This window comes from Haloferula sp. BvORR071, from assembly GCF_000739615.1.
In the GTDB taxonomy this organism is placed as follows: domain Bacteria; phylum Verrucomicrobiota; class Verrucomicrobiia; order Verrucomicrobiales; family Akkermansiaceae; genus Haloferula.
Genome location: NZ_BATP01000030.1, coordinates 268,860 through 290,829, shown reverse-complemented (window position 1 = coordinate 290,829; position 21,970 = coordinate 268,860). Strand labels below are relative to the sequence as shown.

At 63.0% G+C, this 21,970-nt stretch carries 25 protein-coding genes; 15 read left to right on the top strand and 10 right to left on the bottom strand.

Going from position 1 to position 21,970, the window contains the following annotated elements; translation table 11 throughout:
• Positions 1-169: 169 nt before the first annotated feature.
• Genes BV071_RS33180 through BV071_RS17570 form a run of 3 tightly spaced genes read right to left on the bottom strand, consistent with a single transcriptional unit; the run spans position 170 to position 3,162 of the window.
• Complete coding sequence (locus BV071_RS33180) at positions 170-1,243, bottom strand: SAM-dependent methyltransferase (protein ID WP_052573493.1); 1,074 nt, start codon at positions 1,241-1,243, stop codon at positions 170-172.
• Between the two features lie 54 nt (positions 1,244-1,297).
• Positions 1,298-2,164: a hypothetical protein gene (locus BV071_RS17575; RefSeq protein WP_035609862.1), complete on the bottom strand. Its 867-nt coding sequence runs from the start codon at positions 2,162-2,164 to the stop codon at positions 1,298-1,300.
• A 47-nt stretch (positions 2,165-2,211) separates the two neighbouring features.
• Positions 2,212-3,162, bottom strand: coding sequence for a hypothetical protein (locus BV071_RS17570; protein ID WP_035609859.1), 951 nt, complete (start codon positions 3,160-3,162; stop codon positions 2,212-2,214).
• A 108-nt stretch (positions 3,163-3,270) separates the two neighbouring features.
• On the opposite strand from BV071_RS17570, the gene BV071_RS17565 reads away from it, so the two are divergent.
• A complete protein-coding gene (locus tag BV071_RS17565) occupies positions 3,271-3,678 on the top strand; it encodes a hypothetical protein (RefSeq protein ID WP_265594553.1) in 408 nt (135 codons plus the stop codon).
• A gap of 8 nt (positions 3,679-3,686) precedes the next feature.
• On the opposite strand, the gene BV071_RS17560 is transcribed toward BV071_RS17565, so the two are convergent.
• A complete protein-coding gene (locus BV071_RS17560; RefSeq protein WP_035609852.1) occupies positions 3,687-3,917 on the bottom strand; it encodes a ferredoxin in 231 nt (76 codons plus the stop codon).
• Between the two features lie 70 nt (positions 3,918-3,987).
• On the opposite strand from BV071_RS17560, the gene BV071_RS17555 reads away from it, so the two are divergent.
• The 4 genes from BV071_RS17555 to BV071_RS17540 all read left to right on the top strand — a co-directional run bounded on the left by BV071_RS17555 (position 3,988) and on the right by BV071_RS17540 (position 6,333).
• On the top strand, positions 3,988-4,890 hold the full coding sequence (locus BV071_RS17555; RefSeq protein ID WP_035610076.1) for a LysR family transcriptional regulator: 903 nt from the start codon (positions 3,988-3,990) through the stop codon (positions 4,888-4,890).
• A gap of 47 nt (positions 4,891-4,937) precedes the next feature.
• Complete coding sequence (locus BV071_RS17550) at positions 4,938-5,432, top strand: hypothetical protein (protein WP_035609849.1); 495 nt, start codon at positions 4,938-4,940, stop codon at positions 5,430-5,432.
• A gap of 95 nt (positions 5,433-5,527) precedes the next feature.
• Positions 5,528-5,857: a low molecular weight protein tyrosine phosphatase family protein gene (locus BV071_RS17545; RefSeq protein ID WP_035609846.1), complete on the top strand. Its 330-nt coding sequence runs from the start codon at positions 5,528-5,530 to the stop codon at positions 5,855-5,857.
• Positions 5,854-6,333 carry a hypothetical protein gene (locus tag BV071_RS17540; RefSeq protein ID WP_265594552.1) on the top strand — a complete coding sequence of 160 codons (480 nt, stop codon included), beginning with the start codon at positions 5,854-5,856 and terminating at the stop codon, positions 6,331-6,333. The genes BV071_RS17545 and BV071_RS17540 overlap by 4 nt, the downstream gene beginning before the upstream one ends.
• Here the strand turns inward: BV071_RS17540 and BV071_RS17535 are convergent.
• Both BV071_RS17535 and BV071_RS17530 read right to left on the bottom strand, forming a co-directional pair.
• Positions 6,330-7,151 carry a sialate O-acetylesterase gene (locus BV071_RS17535; protein WP_052573491.1) on the bottom strand — a complete coding sequence of 274 codons (822 nt, stop codon included), beginning with the start codon at positions 7,149-7,151 and terminating at the stop codon, positions 6,330-6,332. The two genes, BV071_RS17540 and BV071_RS17535, sit on opposite strands and share 4 nt — an antisense overlap.
• Positions 7,152-7,220: 69 nt before the next feature.
• Positions 7,221-8,021, bottom strand: coding sequence for a DUF1287 domain-containing protein (locus BV071_RS17530; protein ID WP_052573490.1), 801 nt, complete (start codon positions 8,019-8,021; stop codon positions 7,221-7,223).
• Between the two features lie 126 nt (positions 8,022-8,147).
• Here BV071_RS17530 and BV071_RS33175 point away from each other — a divergent pair, with 126 nt between their 5' ends.
• From BV071_RS33175 to BV071_RS17505, 5 genes are all read left to right on the top strand, one after another.
• Positions 8,148-8,759, top strand: coding sequence for a hypothetical protein (locus BV071_RS33175; RefSeq protein ID WP_052573489.1), 612 nt, complete (start codon positions 8,148-8,150; stop codon positions 8,757-8,759).
• Between the two features lie 384 nt (positions 8,760-9,143).
• Positions 9,144-10,244, top strand: a complete 1,101-nt coding sequence (locus BV071_RS17520) for a hypothetical protein (protein WP_035609841.1) — start codon at positions 9,144-9,146, stop codon at positions 10,242-10,244.
• Between the two features lie 264 nt (positions 10,245-10,508).
• Positions 10,509-11,654, top strand: a complete 1,146-nt coding sequence (locus BV071_RS17515; protein ID WP_035609839.1) for a hypothetical protein — start codon at positions 10,509-10,511, stop codon at positions 11,652-11,654.
• Between the two features lie 64 nt (positions 11,655-11,718).
• Positions 11,719-12,666 (top strand): glycosyltransferase family 9 protein, encoded by a 948-nt coding sequence (locus BV071_RS17510; RefSeq protein ID WP_035609836.1) that lies wholly within the window; start codon positions 11,719-11,721, stop codon positions 12,664-12,666.
• Between the two features lie 222 nt (positions 12,667-12,888).
• The gene (locus BV071_RS17505) at positions 12,889-13,545 is read left to right on the top strand and encodes a transposase (RefSeq protein WP_035609833.1); all 657 of its coding nucleotides are present in this window, start codon (positions 12,889-12,891) and stop codon (positions 13,543-13,545) included.
• Positions 13,546-13,640: 95 nt separating this feature from the next.
• Here BV071_RS17505 and BV071_RS17500 read toward each other — a convergent pair whose 3' ends face one another.
• From BV071_RS17500 to ispG, 3 genes are read right to left on the bottom strand one after another with little or no spacing between them, the layout of a single operon-like run.
• A complete protein-coding gene (locus tag BV071_RS17500; protein ID WP_265594551.1) occupies positions 13,641-14,099 on the bottom strand; it encodes a hypothetical protein in 459 nt (152 codons plus the stop codon).
• Positions 14,096-14,371, bottom strand: coding sequence for an ATP-dependent Clp protease adapter ClpS (gene clpS, locus BV071_RS17495; protein ID WP_035609829.1), 276 nt, complete (start codon positions 14,369-14,371; stop codon positions 14,096-14,098). Before clpS ends, BV071_RS17500 begins: the two co-directional genes overlap by 4 nt.
• 9 nt (positions 14,372-14,380) lie before the next feature.
• On the bottom strand, positions 14,381-16,171 hold the full coding sequence (ispG, locus tag BV071_RS17490; RefSeq protein WP_052573488.1) for a (E)-4-hydroxy-3-methylbut-2-enyl-diphosphate synthase: 1,791 nt from the start codon (positions 16,169-16,171) through the stop codon (positions 14,381-14,383).
• 101 nt (positions 16,172-16,272) lie between these two features.
• On the opposite strand from ispG, the gene BV071_RS17485 reads away from it, so the two are divergent.
• The gene (locus BV071_RS17485) at positions 16,273-18,192 is read left to right on the top strand and encodes a DUF4394 domain-containing protein (RefSeq protein WP_035609826.1); all 1,920 of its coding nucleotides are present in this window, start codon (positions 16,273-16,275) and stop codon (positions 18,190-18,192) included.
• A gap of 6 nt (positions 18,193-18,198) precedes the next feature.
• Here the strand turns inward: BV071_RS17485 and BV071_RS17480 are convergent, their stop codons facing one another.
• Complete coding sequence (locus BV071_RS17480; protein WP_035609824.1) at positions 18,199-18,630, bottom strand: hypothetical protein; 432 nt, start codon at positions 18,628-18,630, stop codon at positions 18,199-18,201.
• Positions 18,631-18,723: 93 nt separating this feature from the next.
• Here BV071_RS17480 and BV071_RS17475 point away from each other — a divergent pair, with 93 nt between their 5' ends.
• From BV071_RS17475 to BV071_RS33170, 4 genes are all read left to right on the top strand, one after another.
• Positions 18,724-19,665 (top strand): hypothetical protein, encoded by a 942-nt coding sequence (locus tag BV071_RS17475; RefSeq protein ID WP_035609821.1) that lies wholly within the window; start codon positions 18,724-18,726, stop codon positions 19,663-19,665.
• 156 nt (positions 19,666-19,821) lie between these two features.
• A complete protein-coding gene (locus BV071_RS17470) occupies positions 19,822-20,622 on the top strand; it encodes a hypothetical protein (protein ID WP_035609818.1) in 801 nt (266 codons plus the stop codon).
• Positions 20,623-20,721: 99 nt separating this feature from the next.
• Positions 20,722-21,213, top strand: coding sequence for a hypothetical protein (locus BV071_RS17465; protein ID WP_035609815.1), 492 nt, complete (start codon positions 20,722-20,724; stop codon positions 21,211-21,213).
• Positions 21,214-21,253: 40 nt separating this feature from the next.
• Complete coding sequence (locus BV071_RS33170; RefSeq protein ID WP_052573487.1) at positions 21,254-21,874, top strand: NlpC/P60 family protein; 621 nt, start codon at positions 21,254-21,256, stop codon at positions 21,872-21,874.
• Positions 21,875-21,970: the final 96 nt, after the last annotated feature.

The following is a 21,970-nucleotide window of genomic DNA, read 5'->3' as shown; positions in this document are numbered from 1 at the left end:
TCGGGAAGCGGCCTTGCCCACACTCAGCTATCCGATTTCCTGCCGGAGAGTCCGCCGATTTTGCCGGGACCAAGAGAATCGGGTTGGCTTCTTGCGACGCGGTCCGGGGTTCCCGCCTTGCACCACCGCCCGCCAACTTCCCGTCCCACCTCTCGCCCTGAGAGGAGCATTAGTCACGCGGCCTCTCAAAGAACATCGTGAACTCCTGCCGGTTGTAGGTCAGGTGCGTCTCCGCGATCGGCTCAAGTCCGGAAGCCCGCGCGTAGGCCAGTGCTGCGCGGGAAAGCTCGATCATCTCCCGCGGCGTCTCCGCGCCCGCGGACTTGATGGTGAAAACGATCAGGCCTCCCGATACGAGATTGTTGGAGAGCCGCACCACCTGTCGCAGGGCACCGCGCGGGTCGCCGTTCATGTCGCTCAGCAGCGCTTCAAAACGCGTGTTCTCCGCTAGCCGGAACGCATCCACATCCATGCGGATGAACTCCAGGCCAGCCGCGCCCTTGAGCTTCGGATCGAGATCCGCCTTGTCCACGGCAGTCACGCGGTAGCCGCGCGCGAGCAGCTCAGAGCTCATGCCGCCGGGGCTGGCCCCCAGCTCCAGCCAGCGGGCACCCTCGGCGGGGATCTCGCGGTGGAGTTTCAGGTAGTGCAGGGCCTCGGCGATCTTTGCGCCGGCGCGGCTGATGCCGCTGCTCTGGCTGATGAACTTCGTGCCGCCGGGGTAGAAGCCATTCGCTTCACGCGGGCTCACCAGGCCGCAGAACAAACCTTCCTTGCCGACCAGGCAGAACAGCGTCGGCAGCTCCGGATCCTGCGACTCGACCTCCGCCGCGGCGGGCAGCGGCGGGAAGAGCTGGAGCGTCCGCCCGCGTAGGTTTGTCGCCAGATGCTTGTAAAAGGGATGGGCACCCGCAGCGGTCTGCAAGGGCCCCGCCAGCAGGGTCTGCGGCGCGTGCTGGCCGAACTTCTTGAAGATCCCCTGCGCGGCTTTCTCGACGAAGCCCTCCATCTTCTGCGGATTGCAGGGCCAGGCGTGATGGACCGGCAAGCGCCAGGAGATGAACTTCGCCCACTCCGAATCCTTCAACCGCTCCGGCTCCTCGAGGCGGACCAGGTGGTAGTCCGCGCCGAGCTTCTTCTGCGGCACCGCGCCAAGCCCGGCGAGGATCTCATCCGCCTGCGGGGCGAAGACTTCCGGAATGCGGAGGAGCCAGGATGTGGCGGTAAGGGCGGGATCGGACACGAGGTCTTGTGGGTGAGATCCGCGGCGACTTGCAAGCCCGGCGCGGATTGATTCTCAGGGCTTCTTCTCGCGCGTGGCGCTGAGTCCCCCTTTGAACGGGCCCTCCATCTTCATCGTCGTGCCTTTCATGTGGCTTGGCTCGCCTTCGTGGGTGACCTTGCTGGTGAAGTTCATTTTCATGTCTGCGAGGTCGGCCAAGGAGCGTTCGATCTCTGCCTCGCCCTTGATCTTCCTCTTGATGCCCGGGTCCACGACGTATTCGCCCTGCAGGTCGAAGCTGGTCTTGATTACCGCACACTTGATGCCGTCGATCTCCTTTACCTCCACGAACTCGACTTTGAAGCTGCCGCTTGGCGATTTGATACCCGCATAGAAATCCAGGGCTTTCAGGTCCACGTCCCAGTGATCGCCCGGCCTGTGCGGGGCCTCGCCGTAGATCGCTGGGTCGCTGTCGGCCTCCAGTTCGGTGACCACCATCTCCAGCGAGGTTTTTTGATCCGCGTCCGCTTCGCCTGCTTCCAGCTTCGCTACCCAGGAGCCGTCCTTATATTCCACGAGGACCGGCACGCCTTGCAGCGAATCGCCCTTATCCGGTGTGAGTTGTTCGCGGCCGCCAAGCATCGCCCGCTCTTCGGTGGTCTTGCTGGTCAGGGTCCGGCGGGCTTTCCCCGCGGCCAAGCCTTCTATTACGACGCTGGCACTAACCTTGTAGGTATAGATGCCCTTGGCGTGTTGGTCGTCCCTCTTGAGCTCAATGGTGGAATCGGAGAGATCGGAAATTATCTTCTCGGTGCGGACGATGCCTGCTTCAGGGACATTGCCTTTCTTGGCGAGGACATAGCCTTCCTCGGCGGAGGCGATGGCGGGCGCCAGCAGCAGTGCGGCTGTTAGAGAAAAGCGGGCGGGCAGGCGGAGCTTCATGGGATGGACAGGTGAGTGAGTGCGACGATGGAGACAAGGGCCGGCCGCTACTTTTGGCTTAGTGTGGAGAGGGTCTGAATGGTCAGCGGACCGTCGATGCTCATGGTCACTCCCCGTCCTCCCGGCGAGCCGTCCATGGTGTAGTTGCAATCGATCTTGCTCTCGAAATCGGTGAGGTCCGTCAGTGAGCGATGGATCAGCGAGTTGCCCTTGAAGGACAGCTTCCACGACTTCGCCTCATCGCCCGTGCCGACCGGCTTGCCGCTGATGTTGAAGGTGGTCTTGAGGACCGCGCAGGGCACGCCGTTGACATCGGCCACCTTCAGGAACTCGACGGAGAAGGGACCTTCCAGTCCGGTGGCACCGCAGAAGCGTTCGACCTTGGAGGCATCCACGACCCACTTCTCGCCCGGCTTGCGCGGCGTCTCGCCGAAGATCACGAGATCGGTCTCCGACTTGTAGCCATCGAGAAGTTCCTTCAGCGCGACCTGCTGGCCGGAGTCGGGAGTGCCGCTTTCGAGTTCGGCAGTCCAAGTGCCGTCCTTGTATTCCAGGATCACGGGCACGCCCTGCAGCGGATCGCCTTTGTCCGGCTTGATGTCCTCCTGGCCGTTGTAGGTAGTGCGCTCCTCATTGGTCATGCTGGTGAGCGTGCGGCGGGCCTTGCCGGGGGCGAGACCTTCGATCACTTCCGTAGACGCGGTCTTGCGGGTGGAGCTGCCCTTCATGGTCTTGAAGTCGCGCTTCACCGCGAGGGCCGATTCCGGCTGCTCGTAGTTGAGCTTGTCCGTTCGCACCGTGCCGGGAGCGGGCAGCAGTCCCTTCTTCACCAGCACGTAGCCGGCGGATGCCGGCGGCGTATTTGCAGCGGCCGGAGCGGGTGCCGCAGGCGCTTCCTCCGGAGTCGCGGCGGAGAGAGGCGGCGCGGACTTCTTCCCGCAGGCGGGCACGAGTAGGGCGAGGGCGAGCAGCCCGGCGGGACGGAACGGCAGTCTCATGAGGGAGCGGATGGAGGAATCAGCGGCGGACCCTAGAGGGATCGCGCCGGATTGCCATCTTCAAAACTCAGGGCTCGCCAGCAGTGGAGGAGCGGGAATCATGAAGCCATGAGAATGACCGCAGCGATCGGATGGGCAGTCGCGGCCTTGCCGGTGATGGTGGACACCGCGTGGTCCGCGGAGGAGCTCAAGAAAGCCGACTTGGTGGGGAAGTGGCAGGCCACTTTCGTTTCTGGAATGGAGGGCAAAGACTTGGGCGAGATCCAGCTCGAGCTTCGGGCGGATGGCACCGCGACTCTGTCGGGCCAGAAGGAGCCGGGCTCTTGGGTCTTCGCGAAGATGGAAGACGGCAAAGCCTTGCTCCTGCTCCAAGATGGTGGCCCCAGCTTCATGACCCTGATGATCGAGTTGAAGGAGGGAGAGATGACTTGGAATCCCTTCGTGAACTCCGGGGAGACCAAAATGCTCAAGCCCTCCGGGAAGCCCGCCTACCGCTTCAAGAAGATCGGGAAGTAGACGGGGGCTCAGCCATCGCAGCCGATCGTTTCCGTCGGGCAGTTCTCCATCGCCTCTCGGGCGAGGGCGAGCTCGGCGAGGCTCTGCGGCTGGCGCCACACGTAGCTGGCACCGGACTCGTCGTCCCGGCGGAAGATTGCGGGTGCCATCTCGCGGCAGACATCGCAGTCGATGCAGCTGTTGTCGTTGTAGTAGGTGCCGGGTGCGTTGAGCGGATGTTTGTCGGTGCGGTCAGCCATGCCGGCCAGAATGGGGTAAACCTGACATTGCGTGAAATCGATAGATGGTATGGATTCATGCGAAAAGCGCATGAATGAGAAGCCCGCGATCGACCTTCAGGAACTGCACCTGGTGCGGCAGGTCGCGGCCCACCGTGGGATCACGGCGGCGGCGAAGGCGGCTGGCCTGTCGCAGAGCGCGCTGACCCGGCAGTTGCAGGGGATCGAGGGTCGGCTCGGCCTGCGCCTGTTCGAGCGCACCACGCGCAAGCTCAGCCTCACGCCGGCCGGTGCAGTGCTCCTGCGGGAAACCGAAGTGCTCCCGGGCCTGCTCGATGGCGCGCTGCGGCGTCTGCGCGAGGACTTTCTCAGCGAGCAGCGCGAGATCGCGATCGGCATCTCACGCAGCGTGTCGCTTGCGCACCTCCCGGGACTTTTTCACGGGCATCTGCGGCACCATCCGGAAGTGCGGGTCAGCGTCTCCCATCTCACGGGCAGCGCCTTGGTGGAAGCGGTGGCGGCCTGCAAGCTGGACCTTGCGGTGCTCTGTCCTCCACCGAAGCTGCCCGGTAGCGTAGCGATCACTCATCGCATCGAAGACGTCTTTGTCCTGATCGTTCCTGCCGACATGGTGGTTCCCGCGATCGAGGATGAGGAGCCATTGCGTGCTTGGGCCGCCGCGCAATCGTGGATCATGCCGCCTGCCGGCACCCGCTCGCGCGCCTGCATCGACCAATGGTGGCAGAAGGCGAAGCCCGCCCCGCCGGTCGCGATGGAGCTGGATAGCTTCGACATGACGGTCCAACTGGTCGCGCTCGGCATGGGCGTCGCCTTCGTCCCGCGCCGGACGTTGAGTTCCTTCCCCCGCAAGCGCCAGATCCGGCGCATCAAGCTGGCACGCCCGCTGAAGCGCGAACTGGCGATCATCGCGCCACAGCGCGGTACCACCCCGGAGCATGTCCGCGAGTTCATCGCCGGGATTTTGTTTCGTTGAGGCAGTTTGCAAAGCCGCCCTACTGTGCGAGTTCTCCGCGAAACCTGATGGCCGACGACCGTCCCCACTTCATCAAGGAGTTCATCCACATTGCCGCATCGTCGCGGGTGAGGGGTGGGCAGCGTCCGGGCTGTTCCACTCTGTTCTGGGGACTCTTTGTTGGAGGAGCCATCTTGGCCTCTTGGCTCGCGCATCCCTTCTTCCTTATCGGAGTCCTGATTGCCTCCTTGGCCTTCATCGTGACTGGCAGCGGCTACTTCCTCTACCGGAGATGGCGGAAGAAGCTCGCCGCCTCTCCTTGTCCCGCCTGCTCTGTCGTGATCGGTCGGGAAGCCGCGGCGCAGGCATTCGCCGAGCACGCCCGCGAGTGCCGCCAATTCGTCTCGAGAGCAGGCGAGGGGGCCTTCGTCGACTTCCCCGGTGCAGAAGGTCTCGTCTTCCGTTGCCCTGCTTGTGCCACCGATCTCTCCTTCCACTGCCACGGGCCCGGTGATATCAGCTTGTGGGAGGATCCGGAGCAGGAAGATGCCCCCGCTTCATGAAGCCCTCCACATAACGTCTGCGTTAGCAGCCATGCCAATCAATTCCCTTTCGCGAGCGGCCTACCGGCCTAGGATCGCGTCGCTGCTTCATCCCCATGGCTGCTAAGCGTTTGCTCTTTCTCTGCTCCCGCAACCGCCTGCGCAGCCCCACCGCAGAGGCAGTCTTCCGCGATTACCCTGGCGTGGAAACGGACTCCGCCGGCCTGAGTCCCGATGCGGAGCTCAGGCTCTCTGCGGAGCAAGTGGAATGGGCGGACCTGATCTTCGTGATGGAAGCGGTACATCGCCAGCGCCTGCAAAGGACCTTCGGCAAGCTGCTTGCGGACAAGAAGGTGATCCTGCTCGGGATCCCGGATGATTACGACTACATGAACCCGGATCTCGTCGAGTTGCTCAAACTACGATGCACGGCGTACTTGAAATGAATTCCGTCCTGAAGGTTTCAATGCGCGCCTTCCTGGAAAGTGGCGCCCTCGGCCCGGTGCGGCCCGGCGACCCGGTGGAGAGGCTCCGCGAACTCTGGGGCGAGCCTTCCGATGAGGGCGGTCGCAGGAAGCGCGGCTGCTATAGCATCTGGAAATACGGCGACGTGGAATTCCACCTCAACGAGGACTTCCACACGATCCATCAGATCTTCTGCGACGGCTATCAGAGCCTCACCCTCGGTGAATCCGCTTCCTTGGACCGATGGTTCTTCGCAGGCCATCCAACCATGGAAGCGGTGAAGGAAGAGCTCACCCAAGCTGGCCTCCGTTTCCAAGAGGAGACCCCAGCCCTGCCTGACAGCAACACGATCGCCCTGCGCCTCGACTCAGGCGTTCGGCTGCTGGTCGCCATCCGCGCGGACGAATTCGTGTGGCCGCCCTTCACCGGCCTCTACGGCTTCCAACTTGCCTGTTAGACGCTGTCGGCCTTGAGGGCCATGAAGGCCTCCGCATAACGCCGCCCGAACTCGACCAAGGCCTCCCGCCCGAAGTGCACCGCGTCCACGCCAGCCAGGCCCTTGCTTTCCACGAAGGCGGCCCCGGGATAATTTTCAGCGATCCGGCGCAGCCCCGCGCGGACAGTGTTGCGGCGGGCGACGAACTCCGGCTTGCGCTTTTCATCCCCGAAGTCGCCGAGATCCCCGATCAGGAAAGGCAGCCCGTAGGCATTGAGATGCTGGTTCTGGAGGCTGGTGATCAGCGTGAGCAGCTTGTTGGCATGGGAGCGCGCGAGCTCGGGGCTTTCGGCATCCGTCTCGCCCTGGTGCCAGAGCACACCGGCAAGGGTTCCCGATCTCGCCGCGATCCGCGCCCGGCGGACCGCATTCGCAAACAGCGGCGACCCGGGCCCTAGGCGGTCAATCCCCGCGCCCCCCCAGGCACACGGAATCAGCCCGATCATCGCGTCCGGCTCACTCTCCAGCAGTCGCATCGCGAAAGGCAGCGCCAGCCCGAAGCCAGCGCTCCGCTGATTCAGGTGCAGCGGGTGCGCCGCCGGCCGCCAGCGGCTCCAGCCACGGGGAATGCCGGACTTGAGCGTGCACTGCCCCCCGAGCGCCAGCACCCCCGGCACCGGCTCGCGGTCGCCCGGCTGCCATGGATCATCCGCCCGCACACAGCCGAAGCCCGCCATGTTCGACTGGCCCATCAGCAGGAAGACCCGCAGCCGCGCCGGATCGGGCGGGAGCGCCCAAGGACCCTTGAGGGCGTGGAAGGCGAAGCGGGCTCCGAACATGGGGCGGGGGCAAAGAAAAAGGCCGCCACAAGGGCAGCCTTATTTCATCAGGATCTTGAGCGGCAGAGCTTAGCGCTTCGCGACTTCCAGCGCTTGGCCGGTGAAGCGGTAGTGACCGTGGATCTGGTTTTCCATCAGCACGTTCTCCCACTTCGGGCCGCTGCCATTGTCGTGCACCACCCAGGCTTCATCGCTGCGGTTGCCGGGGCCGGGGACCACGATGCCGCAATGGATCTCGCCTTGGGCCAGCATCCAGACCACCACGTCACCCGGCTTGTAGTCCTTCTTGTCGCGGGTCACCGGCAGTTCGGCACCCGCGTGCTTGAAGTAGCGCTGCAGGTTCTCCACCCGGCGGTGGTCGATGTTCGAATCCGGCGCGCCGGAGCCCCAGAGTTGGGGATAGGAGGCGAAGTTCCGGGTCATGTCCTCATGCACCAGGACTTGAAGATCAATGCCCATGCTGCGGTAGCTGCGGACCAGCACATCCTCCGCCTTGCCCTTCCAGGTATCGCCATTCGGCCCGCCCTTGGGGATGTCACCGCCGGGGTACGTGATCTGGTAATAGGCCGTGTCGTAAATGCTGGCAGTATTGGTGCGCTGAAGGGCTTGGGCAGCAAGGCGCTCACCGAAGTCCGAAGACGGCGAAAGCTCGAGAATCAACTGATTCGCGGTCTGCTCGGAGGCTACGGTCTGCTGGGCCCGCAACAGGGGCAACAAAGGCTTCCCGAAGAACCACGCGGCACCGGCCGCGATCAACAAAACGACCCATCCACCGAGGAAATTCGGTCTTCGTTGCGGCTTCTTTGCCTGCGGACGGGGGCCGATGTATTCGATGGTGCCAAGGTGATGGCTGTTGGGACGCTTAGCCATGGTTCTAGTTAAGAAAAGTAAATCAAAACCGCGATGGGAATGCGACATTTTTCGCCGGCCCGCAGCAATTTTTTCTAAGAATCCTACTCTCGACCGAATAGGGCTTGGGTTTCAGGGTGTTCCGCGATGACGGTGATCCGCAGCGCGAAGCCCTTGGTCTGGGGCGAAATGGACGTCCCTCTCTTTGGGCTTGGTAAGGATTGGTATGGAACTCCGGTGAGTCCGCAAGCCGCGTTTTGCGTTGCCGTAGATACCCGCAGCGTCTGGCTCATCGCGTCCCATGCCCAGCCCGCCAAGCTTCATCCGGCAGCGCGGCCGGGGCGGTTCACGCCGGAGCTGTGGAAGCACGACGTGGCTGAACTGTTTCTCCATCATCCGACAAGCGGACGCTACTTCGAGTTCAATCTTGCTCCAAATGGAGCATGGTGGAGTTGTGAGTTTATCGCCCCTCGGGTCCGCGCGGAGGAGGGCGAGATCGCCTTTCCAGAGGTCGCCACCTTCGCCGAGCTGTCACCCGACGGCGGCTGGGTTGCGGCCATGTCGATCCCCCGCGATCTGTTGGAAGCCCGCTTGGATCTAGGGCCGGAGACCACCCTGAATGTGACCTTCATCCTCGGGTCGCCGGAACAGCGCTTCCTGACAGCCGTCGATCTCGGTGGCGGCGAACCGGATTTCCACCGGCCTAACAAATTTTCAAAAATTCATCTGCTAGATTCAACTCCATCGCCATCCACGTGACATCCCCGTCACGCGATGACGTTATAGCGACGGGAGCAAAATCGGACATGATGGTCCCCGTAAGCAACGCCGATCCCCCCGCCGGCCGAACTTACGAAAGCAGATCCCCCCAGATCACAGACCCGGCCTTCCCCCCGAGGACGGATGACACCCCCCATGGGAAAACCCGCTGCCTTCGTTCCCCCCAACGGCGCCAGCGGGTTTTTCTTGTACTCCTCCCCGTAGCGGGACGGCTGCGCCGTTCCGGCAGGGCGGATCCTCCCTTGAAGGCCATGGAGTCCCCGGAGAGAATTCCCCGCTCGCCTTCCTCTTCGGAATCCGCCCCATTCCAGAGCAGCCACTTGCCTCTTGCAGTGCCGCTAGGCTTCGGTTTATGGTGTAAGGGTGGAAGAAGTTGACGATGAGGAGGACAAGGCTGCGAAGCTCGAGGCCCTACTCGAGCAATTCCGCGAGCCCGAGCAACCGCGCAAGAAAAGCAACCCGCTCTGGCTGGTCGCTGCACTCATCGCCTCGGTGGCCGGCTGTTGGCTGGCCATGAAGGCGACCACTGGGACCATCGCGATCCTCAGTGACAGCCAGGCGAAGCTGAAGAAGCCCGCCAAGGTCGCGGACCGCGCGCTGGCACGCAACAGCCCGAAGTTTTCGGTGGAGACCTATGTCGAGCGCTGCCGCAAGGGGATGACCCCGCAGCAGGTGCGCTGGATCGTGGAGGATTTCCAGAAGGCCGACCTCGATGAGGTGAAGGTCGATACGGTCTGGCAGCTGGTCAGCGATTTCAAGGAGACCGCGAACTCGGAGAGGGGGCCGGGCTGGATGAATCCGGACGTGCCTGCGATGGCCAAGGATCAGGCGCTGGAGATCGGCTGGCATCAGCGGGCTTGGTATCTCGACGCCTTGGCTGACGGCCTGTCGCTGGACGTGTGGCAACGGCGCCAGGCCAAGGAGCGCTGCGCGGTGCGTCTCTTGGAGACTGAGGTCGATTTCATGAAGCAGCGCGAGGACGCGCAGGATGAGGCCGGACTTCATCCGGTGGCTGAGATACCGCCCTACGAGGCTTTGGTGAATGCCAGCTACTGGCTGGAGGATGATGAGATGGCGCCGTGGAAGCTGGTGGAACTCACCCCGGAGCAGTCGCGGATCACTTGGCAGGATCGCGCTGAGGCAGTGGCCAAGGAAGCGGGCGGAGAGGATCACGGAATCTCGTGGTTCGACCCCGCGACCATGACGGTGGTGAACTTGGCGAACCCCCTCCATCCGGACTCGACTGACTTTCCGAATGGCGCGTCGCCACGGGAGATCGAGGGCGCAGGGGCCTTGTTTCCCTTTGTCCCCGGCCAGGATTTCTCCCGCCGCACCGAGCCGAATGCCAGCGTTTTGGAGAATGAGGCGCTGGCCTGTCATCCCGCCCAGCTGAAGACTCTCCTGCTGTTGAAGCCGGAGCTCGCGGACCGCTTGGCGGCGGAGCTGGAGGCCAGCGGGGAATGATGCCTGCGTAGATGCCCGCCACGCGATTGCGTGATAGTGGCGGGAGCAAAATCGGACATGATGGTCCCCGTAAGCGACGCCGCTCCCCCCCGCCGGCCGAACTTGCGAAACCAATCCCCCCAAATCACAGACCCGTCTCCCCCCGGACGGAAGAACCCTTCCCCCCAAGGGAAAACCCGCTGCCTTCGTTCCCCCCAACGCCGCTAGCGGGTTTTTCTTTTGCCGGGACAAGCTTGGCGGCCCCCCGGCGGCGTTTAAGCTGGGATGGTGCCGGAGGAGGAAGACGACGAAGAGATCCAAGAGGAGCTCGAAGGGCAGATCGAGAAACAGCCGCTCGAGCTGGACGAGATGCTCGAGCTATTCCGCGATGACGAGGAGCCGCTGCGGCCGGGCTTCAACCCGATGTGGCTGGTCCTTGGCCTGATCGTGGTCGTGGGCGGCTGCTGGCTGGCGGTGGTCGGGGTGCAGGCCTTCGGGGAGCTGATCACTCGTCATCAGGGCGCACCCAAGTCGGCGAAGGTCAGTGAGCGGGCGCCCCGGCCGGCGGTGGACGTGGACGTTCAAGCGGTCTTCCGCGAGCGCTGCGCCAAAGGGATGAGCGAGGATGAGATTCGGTGGGTCTTGGAGGACTTCGAGAAACTCGGTCTCTTTGCGGAGCTTGAATTGCAGAAGGATCTCATTTCCAAGGTGCTCAGCAGCAGCCCTGAACCGGCCACCCCGGCTGAGCGCGAACTCCTCAAAAAAGCCATCTTGAAAACCGCTTCGCGCGAACGCGAGTGGTATGCCGCCGCCCTCGCGGATGGCCTGATGCTGAATGGTGAGCAAAAGGCAGAGTTGAAGCAGAAACTCGCCGCCGCCCTGGCCGCGGATGCGGAAAAGCTCGAGCGAGCGGATGGCATTTTTCTTCGGATGGAGCAGCGGCAGCCCAACGATGGGCCCCCCGAACAGGAGCTCGCGGAACTAGGAGAGCTGTTCCCAGGACTCCTAGGGGGAGAGCCTTTTGTCCTCCATACGTTGTATTTTTCTGCTGCGCTTCCCCAGATGTGGCTGGATTCCGAGGCCTATGCGCCGTGGAACCTCTGTCAGCTATCGCCCGATCAGCTTGCGCTGACGAACCATGACTACTTCAGCGCCCAACATGGTGAGAATGCGGAGGGCGGATGGCGGATTGCTCCGGAAATCGAAAGCGCGGAGGGCGACAGGCTCCAGCTTCCATATTCTTTGCAGCTGATTGCAGGTATTCTTCCTTTCACGGCACAGCAGGACTTTCCGCATGATGGGGATATTATCTCTCTGGGGGAGAAACCGAACGAAGTCCTGACCAAGCTGCACCCGGCTCAATTCAAGCTGTTTCTCTTGTGCGATCCAGACTCGTTGCCGGGGACCAAGCCGCCGTCGGAAGAGAAGTGACTTGGGACGGCATGGCTCCCGGCAATGCTTGCCCGCAGCAAGCGGCTGCTCCTACGCTCCGCGCATGCCCGATGCCCCTCTGCTCCAAGCCGGTGATTCCCTGTGGATTGCCGCGCCCCTGGGCTTGCGGGAAGCGTGCCTGTCGATGCCCGCGATGCGGGCCTTGCTGAGGATGGGCGTCCTGCCGCGCGTGCTCTGTCCACAGAGCCAGGTGACTCTTTGGCAGACCAGTGGTTTCGCGGAGGTTAAGGGCTATCCGGACAAGGCTTCCGCACGGCAGATCGCTGCTTTGTTAGAGAAGCCTGGCATCTCCCTCGCGTGGGAAGCCGGCGAGGCGGCAGATGCCTTTGCCAAGGCCGGCATCCCGCGCCGCCTGGGTCCACCGGCCAAGGGCTTGGAGAAGCGCCTCACCGAGAAGATCACCGTGATCGAGGAGCCCGGGCCGGTTCGGCACCGGGTGCAATTCTATCTGAAGATCGTGGAGAAGCTCGGCGCGCAGGCGATGGTGGCGGAGAACTTCGCGCCGCTGCTGCTGGATGTCCCGCGGGATCCGGGCCGCATCCTGCTGGTGCCGGATTCGGATTTCGGCACGCACTACCAGTGGCCGCGGGAGCGCTGGGAAGAACTGGCCAAGCTTTTGTTGGAGCGGGGCCGCAGTCTGCGGATTGCGGCCTCCGGAGCGATGGGCGCTGCTTTGTCGAAGGCGGTTCCCGAGGCAGACACGGTTTCACTCGAACCTCCCGCTCTGGAAGAGCTGGCAGCACACGGCCTCTGCATCGCCGCGGATGGCAGCGTGCCGCACCTCGCGGCGCACGTCGGTACGAGATGTCTCGTACTATTCGGCCCCGGTGAGCCCGAGTGGATGCGCCCTCTGGGCCGCCAGCATCTCATCGCCCGCCGCAAGGTCGAGTGCTCCCCCTGCCACGCGCCGAAGTGCGTGATGGATCTGCGCTGCCAGAAGGAGCTGGAGGTGGAAGAAGTCTTGCGCGTGCTGGAAGCGGGCGAGGCTTGAGGTGGTCCGCACACGCCGTGTGCGGACGAAGCCGTTCTGGCGGTAGCCGGAGGCCAACAAAAGGTGGTCCGCACAGCCCTCTGTGCGGCCGAAGCAGTTATGGCGGCTGACCACACCGGGTGCCCCCGGGAAAATGTCCTCATCATCCTCATCCCTCCTCCAGAAATCATCGCCTCCACAACTCCAATCCGCTAGAAGCACCGACACAGCCTCGGCGTCCCCATGCCCTTCCGCTTCTACAACCCCGATGGCTCCACCACCGTCACACACGGTCACCTGCCCCATTGGGATCAAGAAGGCGCCACCTACTTCATCACCTGGCGCACCGCCGATTCTATCCCCTTGGCCACATGGAACCGCTGGCGGCAACTCCGCCTTCAATGGCTCCAAATCCACGGGATCGATCCCTCTGTCCCCAATTGGCGAAAGCACCTCGAAGAACTACCCGAAGCTCAGCGCAGGGACTTCCGACGCTTCGCCAAAGATCTCGAAAGCGAGATCGACTCCTGCCATGGCACTTGTCCGCTCCGCAATCCCGCTTGCGCGAAGATCGTCGCGGATACCCTCCAGCAGCCGGACGGCGTGAGCTACTTGTTGGGTGACTTCGTGGTCATGCCGAACCACGTCCATCTCCTCGTCGGCGCGATGCCGCGGGACAAGATGCTGCACCAAGTCACCTGTTGGAAGAAATGGTCGGCGCTTCAGATCAACCGCGTGCTGGATCGCAAAGGGCGGCTTTGGCAGGACGAGAGCTTCGATCACCTGGTAAGGGATCGTGCGGCTTTTGAACGGTATCGACGGTATATCGCTGAGAATCCGCTGAAGGCGAAATTGAGGTCCGGGGAGTACCTTTATTGGAAAAGGCCTGAAGAAGGATGAATCGGAGCGCTCCCGAGGACACTTGATCTCCGACAGCCACGAGAACTCCCTCAACCGCACAGGGGCTGTGCGGACCACCTTTCCAAACACTCACCTCACCGCATCACATGATCCAGCAGTACGCTCTGCACCTGCAGATAGAACTGCGAGCGGAACCACGCCGAGCGCCTGCCCGGTGTCATCTCCTCCGGGTTTTCAGCGGAAAATCCATACCGTTCCTCCAGCGCCAGCCGCGCTTGGTTGAGCCCGCCGTACCAGAGATCGGCATCCTCGCGTGAAATGTGGATCTCCGCCGGGCTCTCGCCATCCCCGGCCAGGGCCAGGGCACCCTCGATGGTATCGAGCTGACCGTTGAAGCTATCCCGCAACTCCGGCAGCACATACTCCCGCCAGTCTTCCATGCCCTCGTCGCTGCCCATGGGAGCGGACACGCGATCGGCCAGGTCAATGCCGCCGCCGCGGGAATCATAGGAAATGCAGCGCAGCACCATCCAGTCGAGCGGTGTCTCCACGTCGATGCGCAGGCCGCCTTGCAACGTAGGGCCGACTTTCATTCGGTCTTCTCCATTGAAGTCTTCAACTGGTGCGCCTGGAGCTGCTGGGTGTAGAACTCCGCCTTCTCCCGCTCGCCGGTCCACACCACGGAACGGCCGCGCTTGTGGACCTCCAGCATCATCACCGTCGCACGGTTCTCCGGGTAGCCGAAGATCCGCATCAGCACGAGCGTCACGTAGCTCATCAAGTTCACCGGGTCATCGTGGACGATGACATTCCACGGCACGTCCAGGGAGACGTCTTCGCGGGTGACGGTGAGCGTGTCGGACATGATGGGGGATTAGACTTCCACGGGTTCGCCAGCGGGCGCGTCGATCCACTTGCCGTGCTCGCGGATCAGGTCGATCAAGCGCTCGACGGCTTCGCCTTCGGGGATATTGAACTTCACGGCTTGCTTGCCCACGTAAAGGTTGATCTTGCCCGGTGCACCACCGACGTAGCCGAAATCGGCATCCGCCATCTCGCCGGGTCCGTTTACAATACACCCCATTACGGCGATGCGCACGCCTTTGAGGTGACCGGTCGAGGCGCGGATCTTCTGGGTCGTGCTCTGGAGGTTGAAGAGCGTGCGCCCGCAGCTCGGGCAGGCCACGTAATCGGTCTTGAAGATCCGCGTACCGGCAGCCTGTAGGATGTTGTAGGAAAGCCGCAGCGATTGACCGGGGGCGGGCTCACCCTGCACCAGCACCGCATCGCCGATGCCATCGCAGAGCAGCGAGCCGATGTGGCGCGCGCCGACCAGCAGGGTCTCCACGAAATCGCCGCTCTCACCCGTGGCAGGCTGAAGCGTGTCCTTGAGCAGGATCGGGTGCCGTGCATCGAGGCGGAAGGCCAGCATGCGGAATGCCGGGATGACTTCGAGATCGATGCCATCCGCCACGGTGACCAGCTTGATCTCGCTGCCGTGATTCAGCGCGGAAAGTGAGGCCTCATCACGAGGGTCGATCGCCACCACGCCGGACTTCTCCACGATGATCTCCGGCTTGAAGTCGCCCATCTTGGCGATCTTGTGAGCCACCGCGTTCCACTTCTCTTGGCTGGTGAAGACCCGTACGGTCTTATCGCCGCCGAGCTCGTGGCCCATGATCTCCATCACGTTGGTCTTGCGGCGCTCGTAGGAGAAGGGGTCGTAGGACGGCACCAGGTTGTGGGGCTCGATCCACGTGGGTTTGTTCTGGAAAGGTGCGGCGAGCGCTTGGGCGACCGGCACTTCGAAGACGGGATCTTCCGTGAGCGAGACACGGATCGTATCACCGATGCCATCTGCCAGCAGCGAGCCGATGCCGATTGCGCTCTTGATCCGGCCGTCCTCGCCATCGCCGGCCTCGGTCACGCCGAGGTGGATCGGGTAATTCCAGTCGGAGCCTTCCTTCTCCAGGCGGGCGACCAGCAGGCGGTAAGCCTCGATCATCACCTTCGGGTTGGAGGCCTTCATCGAGAAGACGAAATTGTGGTAGTCCATTTCCCGCGCGATGCGGGCGAACTCCAGCGCGCTCTCCACCATGCCCAGCGGCGAGTCGCCGTAGCGGTTCATGATCCGGTCGGAGAGTGAGCCGTGGTTGGTGCCGATCCGCATGGCCCGGCCGAGCGACTTGCAGAGATCGACGAGCGGGGCGAATTCCTCGCGGATCCGCTCCAGCTCCTCGGAGTACTGGTCATCGCTGTACTCGCGGACCTCGAACTTCTTCTTGTCGGCGTAGTTGCCGGGGTTCACGCGGACCTTCTCGACCCATTTGGCGGCTTCCAGCGCGGCGTCCGGCTTGAAATGGATGTCCGCCACCAGCGGCACCTGGCAGCCGGCGGCGCGGACTTCGCGGGCGATGTTCTCCAGATTCGCGGCGTAGACCTTGGTCTGGGCGGTGATCCGGACGATCTCGCAGCCGGCCTCGGCCAGTTGTAGCACCTCCGCCACGCAGGCCGGGGTGTCGCGGGTGTCCGAGGTGATCATGGACTGCACGCGGATCGGGTGGCCGCCGCCGATGCCGACGTTCCCCACCATCACCTCACGGGTCAGGCGGCGTTGGTAGGCCAGCAGGTCGGGGCAGTATCGCAGCAGCGCGTGGTCGCTCATTCGCCGGGAGATACACGATGTTCCGCAAATCGGCAACGGCGGTGCAGCACAGGTTGTCAGCCGACTTGATTATAAGGAAAAACACGATATCAAACGGCGCCGTGAGAGCTTCCTCCCTGCTGCTCGGCCTTGCCGCCCTCCCCGCCACCGCCCTTGCCAACCTGAGCCTGGGCTCCCCGGGCACCGGCCTCATCCTGCTGACGGAGGCCAATCAACTGGTCAGCTTGACCGACAGCGCCCCCACTCTGAGCTCCCCGCCGGTGGCGATTAGCGGCATCAATGCGAACGACACCTTGGTCGCGATCGACGTCCGGCCCATCAACCAGCAGCTCTACGGCCTGGGGGTGAATACCACCAACGACACCATCCAGCTCTACTGCATCTCCGCCCTCAACGGCTTTGCCACCCCGGTGGGTGCGGCGAATGGCATGGTCGACGGCGCTGCGGTCAAGATCCAGCTCGATGCCACCCGCTATGGCATCGACTTCAACCCGGCCTCCGACCGCCTGCGGGTGGTTAACAGCTCCGGCGTGAATTTCCGGGTCAACCCGAATACCGGAGCCTGTGTGGATTCCGATGCGGGTACCAATGGCATCAATCCGGACGGTCCGATCGCTGGCCTGACCACCTCGGTGGGCGAGGCAGCCTATACCAACAACGTCCCGGAGAACGGCAATATCACGACCCTTTACACGATCGATCCCTCCACGGACTCGCTCTACATCCAGAACCCGCCGAACAACGGATTCCAGACCTCGGCAGTGGGCATCAAGGTGGGCGGTATCCCCTTGAATTTCACCGCCGCCTGCGGTTTCGACATTCCGGTGGGGGTGAATGCAGCAAGTCCCAACCTTCCCGCGACCGGCTCCGGCTACGCCGTGCTGGAGAGCGGAACCCGCCGCCTCTACCGGATCAATCTCGGTACTGGGGAGGCGACGCAGCTTTCGATTCCCGCGGGAATCACCATCCGCAGCATGGCGGTGGCCACGCAGGTGCCGACGGCGATCGGCTTGACTGCCACCGCGAATCTCGTCCGCTTCCGCCGGAACAGCCCCACCACGACCACCACCCAGGCGCTCAACCTTGCCGCCTTGGCAGCGAACGAGACCTTGGTCGGCATCGATTACCGGCCTGCCACGGGCCAGCTCTACGGCTTGGCGGTCAACTCGACGAACAACAGTGCCAGCCTCTACCTGATCGAACCGGGATCGGGCGCCGTTAGTTTGGCGGTCGCAGGCACCCAAGGCATGATCAAGTTCGTCGATGGGACCGGAGCGGATGTCCTCATGCCGCCCGCCACCGATGGCTACGGGATGGATTTCAATCCAACGGTGGACCGGCTGCGTGTCACCTGTGGCAATGCCGGCGGAGCAGGGATCAATTTCCGGGTGAATCCGAACACCGGTTTGGGGGCGACCGCCAATCCCGATGTCGCAATCAACGGCGCCGGCACTGGCGCGACCGCCTGCGCCTACACGAATTCCTTTGGCCAGTCTCTCAGCGGTGGTACCACTACCCTCTACGCCCTGGATCCGGCCACGGACTCGCTCTGCATCGTGAACCCGCCGAACGCCGGCACCCTGACTTCGCCTAAGCCGGTGAGCTTGAATGGGGCGACCTTGGATTTCACCGCCGCCTCCGGCTTTGATATCACCCAAGAAGGCGCAACGAACTTGGTGTCCGCCGTGGCATCCCCGGGGGATGGCTGGGCCGTGCTCACGGTCGGTGGTTTGACCAAGCTCTACCGGATCAACCTGCGCACCGGGGAGGCCACCGCGGCCGGCAACATCGGTGCCGGGGCCACCGTGATGGTCGGCCTGGCCGTGGCGGGCGAGGCAGGTCTGGGCTACGCGCCCTTCTCTTGGGACTCCACCAGCGGCACACCCTACCGGATCGAGACCAGCACGGATCTTCAGAACTGGCAGCCCTACGGCCGGGTCACCACCACCGGCACCACAACCACCGTGCCAGTGCCGTGGTATGAGGGTGAATTCCGCAGGTTCTGGCGGGCGGTGCCCTGAGAGGGGCTACTTCAGCTTGCTGAGGTCCACGAAGTCTTTCGGCCGGATTTCGTAGGCTCCGCCTACTCGCGCTCCGCCGCCGCTTACCACCCAGACGGCGATCTTGCCGAGATTCTCGCGGCTGGTGGCGAAGCTGACTAGGACCCGCCCCTCCTTGGTCCGCTCTTCCTTCAGCTGTAGCACGGCCAGCATCTTGCCATCGTCGCCATGCATCCGGAAATCCACGCGGCGGAAGTCGTGGAATTGCCCCTCGCTGCTGAATTCAATCTCCACCCGGACGTCCTCGGGGCCGGCCGGGAGGGCGCGGACTTCCACCTTCCACTCCTTGGCCTCTTCGGCTGTGACCTCGTGGATCGAAATCAGCCCGAAGCAGGGGGAACTCACCGCGCCCAGCAGGAGGGTGGTCATCAGAAGCGCCTTGCGGAGTGTCGTCTTCATGAAGCTTCAGACACCCGGGGCGGCGATTGCTTGGATTTTCCCTGCACGATCCCCCTTCCGTGCGGCGCTATTTCGCGTAAGCTCGTCCCACCGATGAAACATCGCCTTTTCCTGCTCAGTGCCTTGTTCCTGCCGCTCGCCCTGCGTGCGGAGCCGGTGGCACCTGCTCCCGCCCCGGCAGTCGAGAAGCCTGCCGCAAAGGAAGAGGAGAAAAAGGAGGAGTACATCCGGGTGCAGGAAACCGATGGCAAGGCCACGGCACTGCAGACCGCAGTGGTCCGCCTGACCAAGGGCAAGGCCACGGTCGAGTTGGTCGGCGCGATCCACATCGCCGACAAGAAGTACTATCAAGCGCTCGGCAAACGCTTCGAAGGCTACCAGGCCCTGCTCTGGGAGGGCATCGGAGGCAGCGATGCCGCTGCAAAACAAGCAGCCGCGGCGAAGGAGGCTGCGGCCAAGACCGGCGAGGAGGAAGGCGTCGCCGACGCCGGGGAGGCAAAGAAAAAGGAGGGCAGGCTGAACGGCCTCCACCAAGCCTACGAGACGGCCGCGAAGTACTTGGATCTGGCCTACCAGATGAAGGAGATCGACTACTCGAAGGCGAATTTCGTCCACGCCGACCTCTCCATGGAGGAATTCGGCAGCTTGCAGGATCAGCGCGGGGAATCGCTCTTCAGCTTCATGCTCAAGGCCGGTTTGCAGGCGGAGAAGACCAATGCCGGCAAGGAGCCGAACTCCTTCAAGCTGCTGGCCTCGCTGATCCGTGGCGACAAGACCGGGATCAAGCGTCAGCTGGTCCATACCTTGGGCGCGGGCGATGACCAGGTCGCCGCCTTGGCGGGTGAAAGCGTGATCATCAGCGACCGCAATGCGAAGTGCCTGGAGGTGCTGGACCGCGAGGTGAAGGCAGGGAAGACCAAGCTCGGCATTTTCTACGGTGCCGCGCATTTCCCGGACATGGTGAAGCGCCTCACCGAGCAAGGCTGGACCTTGGGCGGCACCGAGTGGATGACCGCTTGGGAGCTGGCAAATTGAGCTGGAGAAGCGGCTTTCAGGGCCGGGAGAAATAATGGTCGGGGGTTTACGGCGATCCTACACGATCACGGAATGGCCGATTTTGGGAACATGCGCTTGATTAGCTTTGTTTAATAATCAGGCTCCGCGCCTCTCTCTCGTTCTCTCCCCAGCCCTATGAAAATCACAACCCTGCTGGTGGCCTTGGCCACCTGCGCCGGCCTGTCGTCGGCGCGTGCCACCACGACCTTCTCGTTCATCACCGACACTTGGACGAACGGTGCGACCACCCAAGTCGGCTTCAAGAACGGCGCCACTTCCGGAACCCTGACCAAGGACGGGATTACCCTGAGCTTCCAGAGTTCCATCGTGGGCACGGCGGACCCGTCCACGCGTAACCTGACCTTGGATACCACCGGCAACCCGCGCGGTTTCATCCTCGGTACCCAGGATGACGCCAATGACCTGAACGGCACCCTGCTGAACTACCAGCGCTGGGACTTCTCCTTCTCCTCGCCGGTGACGCTGACGACGCTGGGTCTGGATGACGTGGACTCCGACCAAGCCGACATCTCCGGCACCCACGGTTTCCGCGATGCGATGGCGGCGGAAGCCTTCGCATCGCAACTGCCAGGCCTTATCGGCAGCGGCCTCGACGCGATCTTCGTCTTCACGCCCGGCACTGCCCTGAGCGGCGGGGTGATTGGCACCGGTAACGGCCAATCGATCCCCTATGCGATCTCGGGTCCTGCGGGGAACCCGAACAACGCTCCGGCCTACCGGACCTACATCGACTTCGGCAACACGCCGATCTCGTCCTTCAGCATCTACGCCTTCTCGGATCGCGACAACGCCCACCGTGTCTCGATCTTCCAAGGGACCCTCGAGATCTCTCCCTCGACCCCACTGCCGGAACCGGGCTCTGCTTTGCTGGCACTGGCCGCGCTGCCGCTGTTGGGCCGTCGGCGGAGGAAGTAAGGGAGGGGAGTTGCGAGAACCGCATGGCCACTGCTTCTTCGCCGGGTTTTCACCGCGGCGGCATCGCGGCTTCTCCGGCGGCGGCTGTGAATTCATGTGATGCCAGCGCTGAAGCAGATCCGCCTCGCCATCCTCATCGTTATCTTCGGTCTCGTGCTCAGCGGGCTGACCGCTTTCCCGCTGCTGCATGAGCTGAACCTGCTCTCACAGATCCTCGCCGGTGACTCGCGCGATCCTGCGGCGTACGGTGGCTTGGTTCACTGGGTTCTCAAGGTGCGAGAGGGGCTGGAGCACACCTATCGTGACTATCCCTTCATCGCCTACGGCACGGATTGGCTGGCCTTCGGGCATCTGATGATCGCGCTGTTCTTCATCCTGCCCTACCGCGATCCGCAGCGCTATGAGGGCGTGCTGAAGATTGGCATTGCTGCATCATTGCTGGTGATTCCGTTGGCCTTCATCTGCGGGCCGATCCGGGGTATTCCGTTTTACTGGCGGCTGATCGATTGCTCATTCGGGGTGATCTGCATCCCATTCTTGCTCTTTGCCTTGCGCAAAATTCCGGCTCTGGAGCGAAAACCCGCGGGCTAGACATTTCTGGCGATCCTTCCGGATCGTGTTAGGGTGAAGGATGACTACCCGTCTCCTCGCCCTTTTGCTGCTGCCTCTGGCAGTAGCTGCGGAAGAGGTGCGTCCTGGGGTGATCGCGAAAGAGGACCTGAAGGAATACGCGACCCTCAGTGGTGCACGGAAGCGCATCATTGATGAAGCCCTCGATCTCGCGGCCAAGGACACTTGGCTGAAGTACCAGTTCGGGAGTGCCGATCCGGACACGGGCGGGCTCGATTGCTCGGGCTCGGTGTATTACGTTTTCCAACAAGCTGGCATCGAGCCGACTCGCAGCTCTGCGACCCAGTATATGTGGGTCAAAGATGCAGGCTCTTTTACCGAGGTCCCTTCAGGCACCTCCTCCTTGGACGCCGACGTCTTCGACAAACTCCAGCCCGGTGACCTGCTTTTCTGGTCAGGCACCTATGAGCCGAAGGACGGCCGTGAGGTCGCGGTATCCCACGTCCAGATCTACCTCGGCCACGAGAAATCGACCGGCAAGCCTGTGATGGCGGGGTCCAGCGACGGGCGGACCTATCGAGGCACGAAACGCTCTGGCTATGGGGTCTTCGATTTCCAACTTCCCCGCGCCGGATCGAGGGGCGTCTTCCTTGGCTATGGTTTGCCAGCAAAGCTCAAATAATCCGTCCGGGTTAGGGTCTGGGAAAATGCTTGCGCTTTCATAAGAAACGATGCTTTTCTTTAAATCAGCCGCCTGACCCAGCGGTCGAAGCCCGCT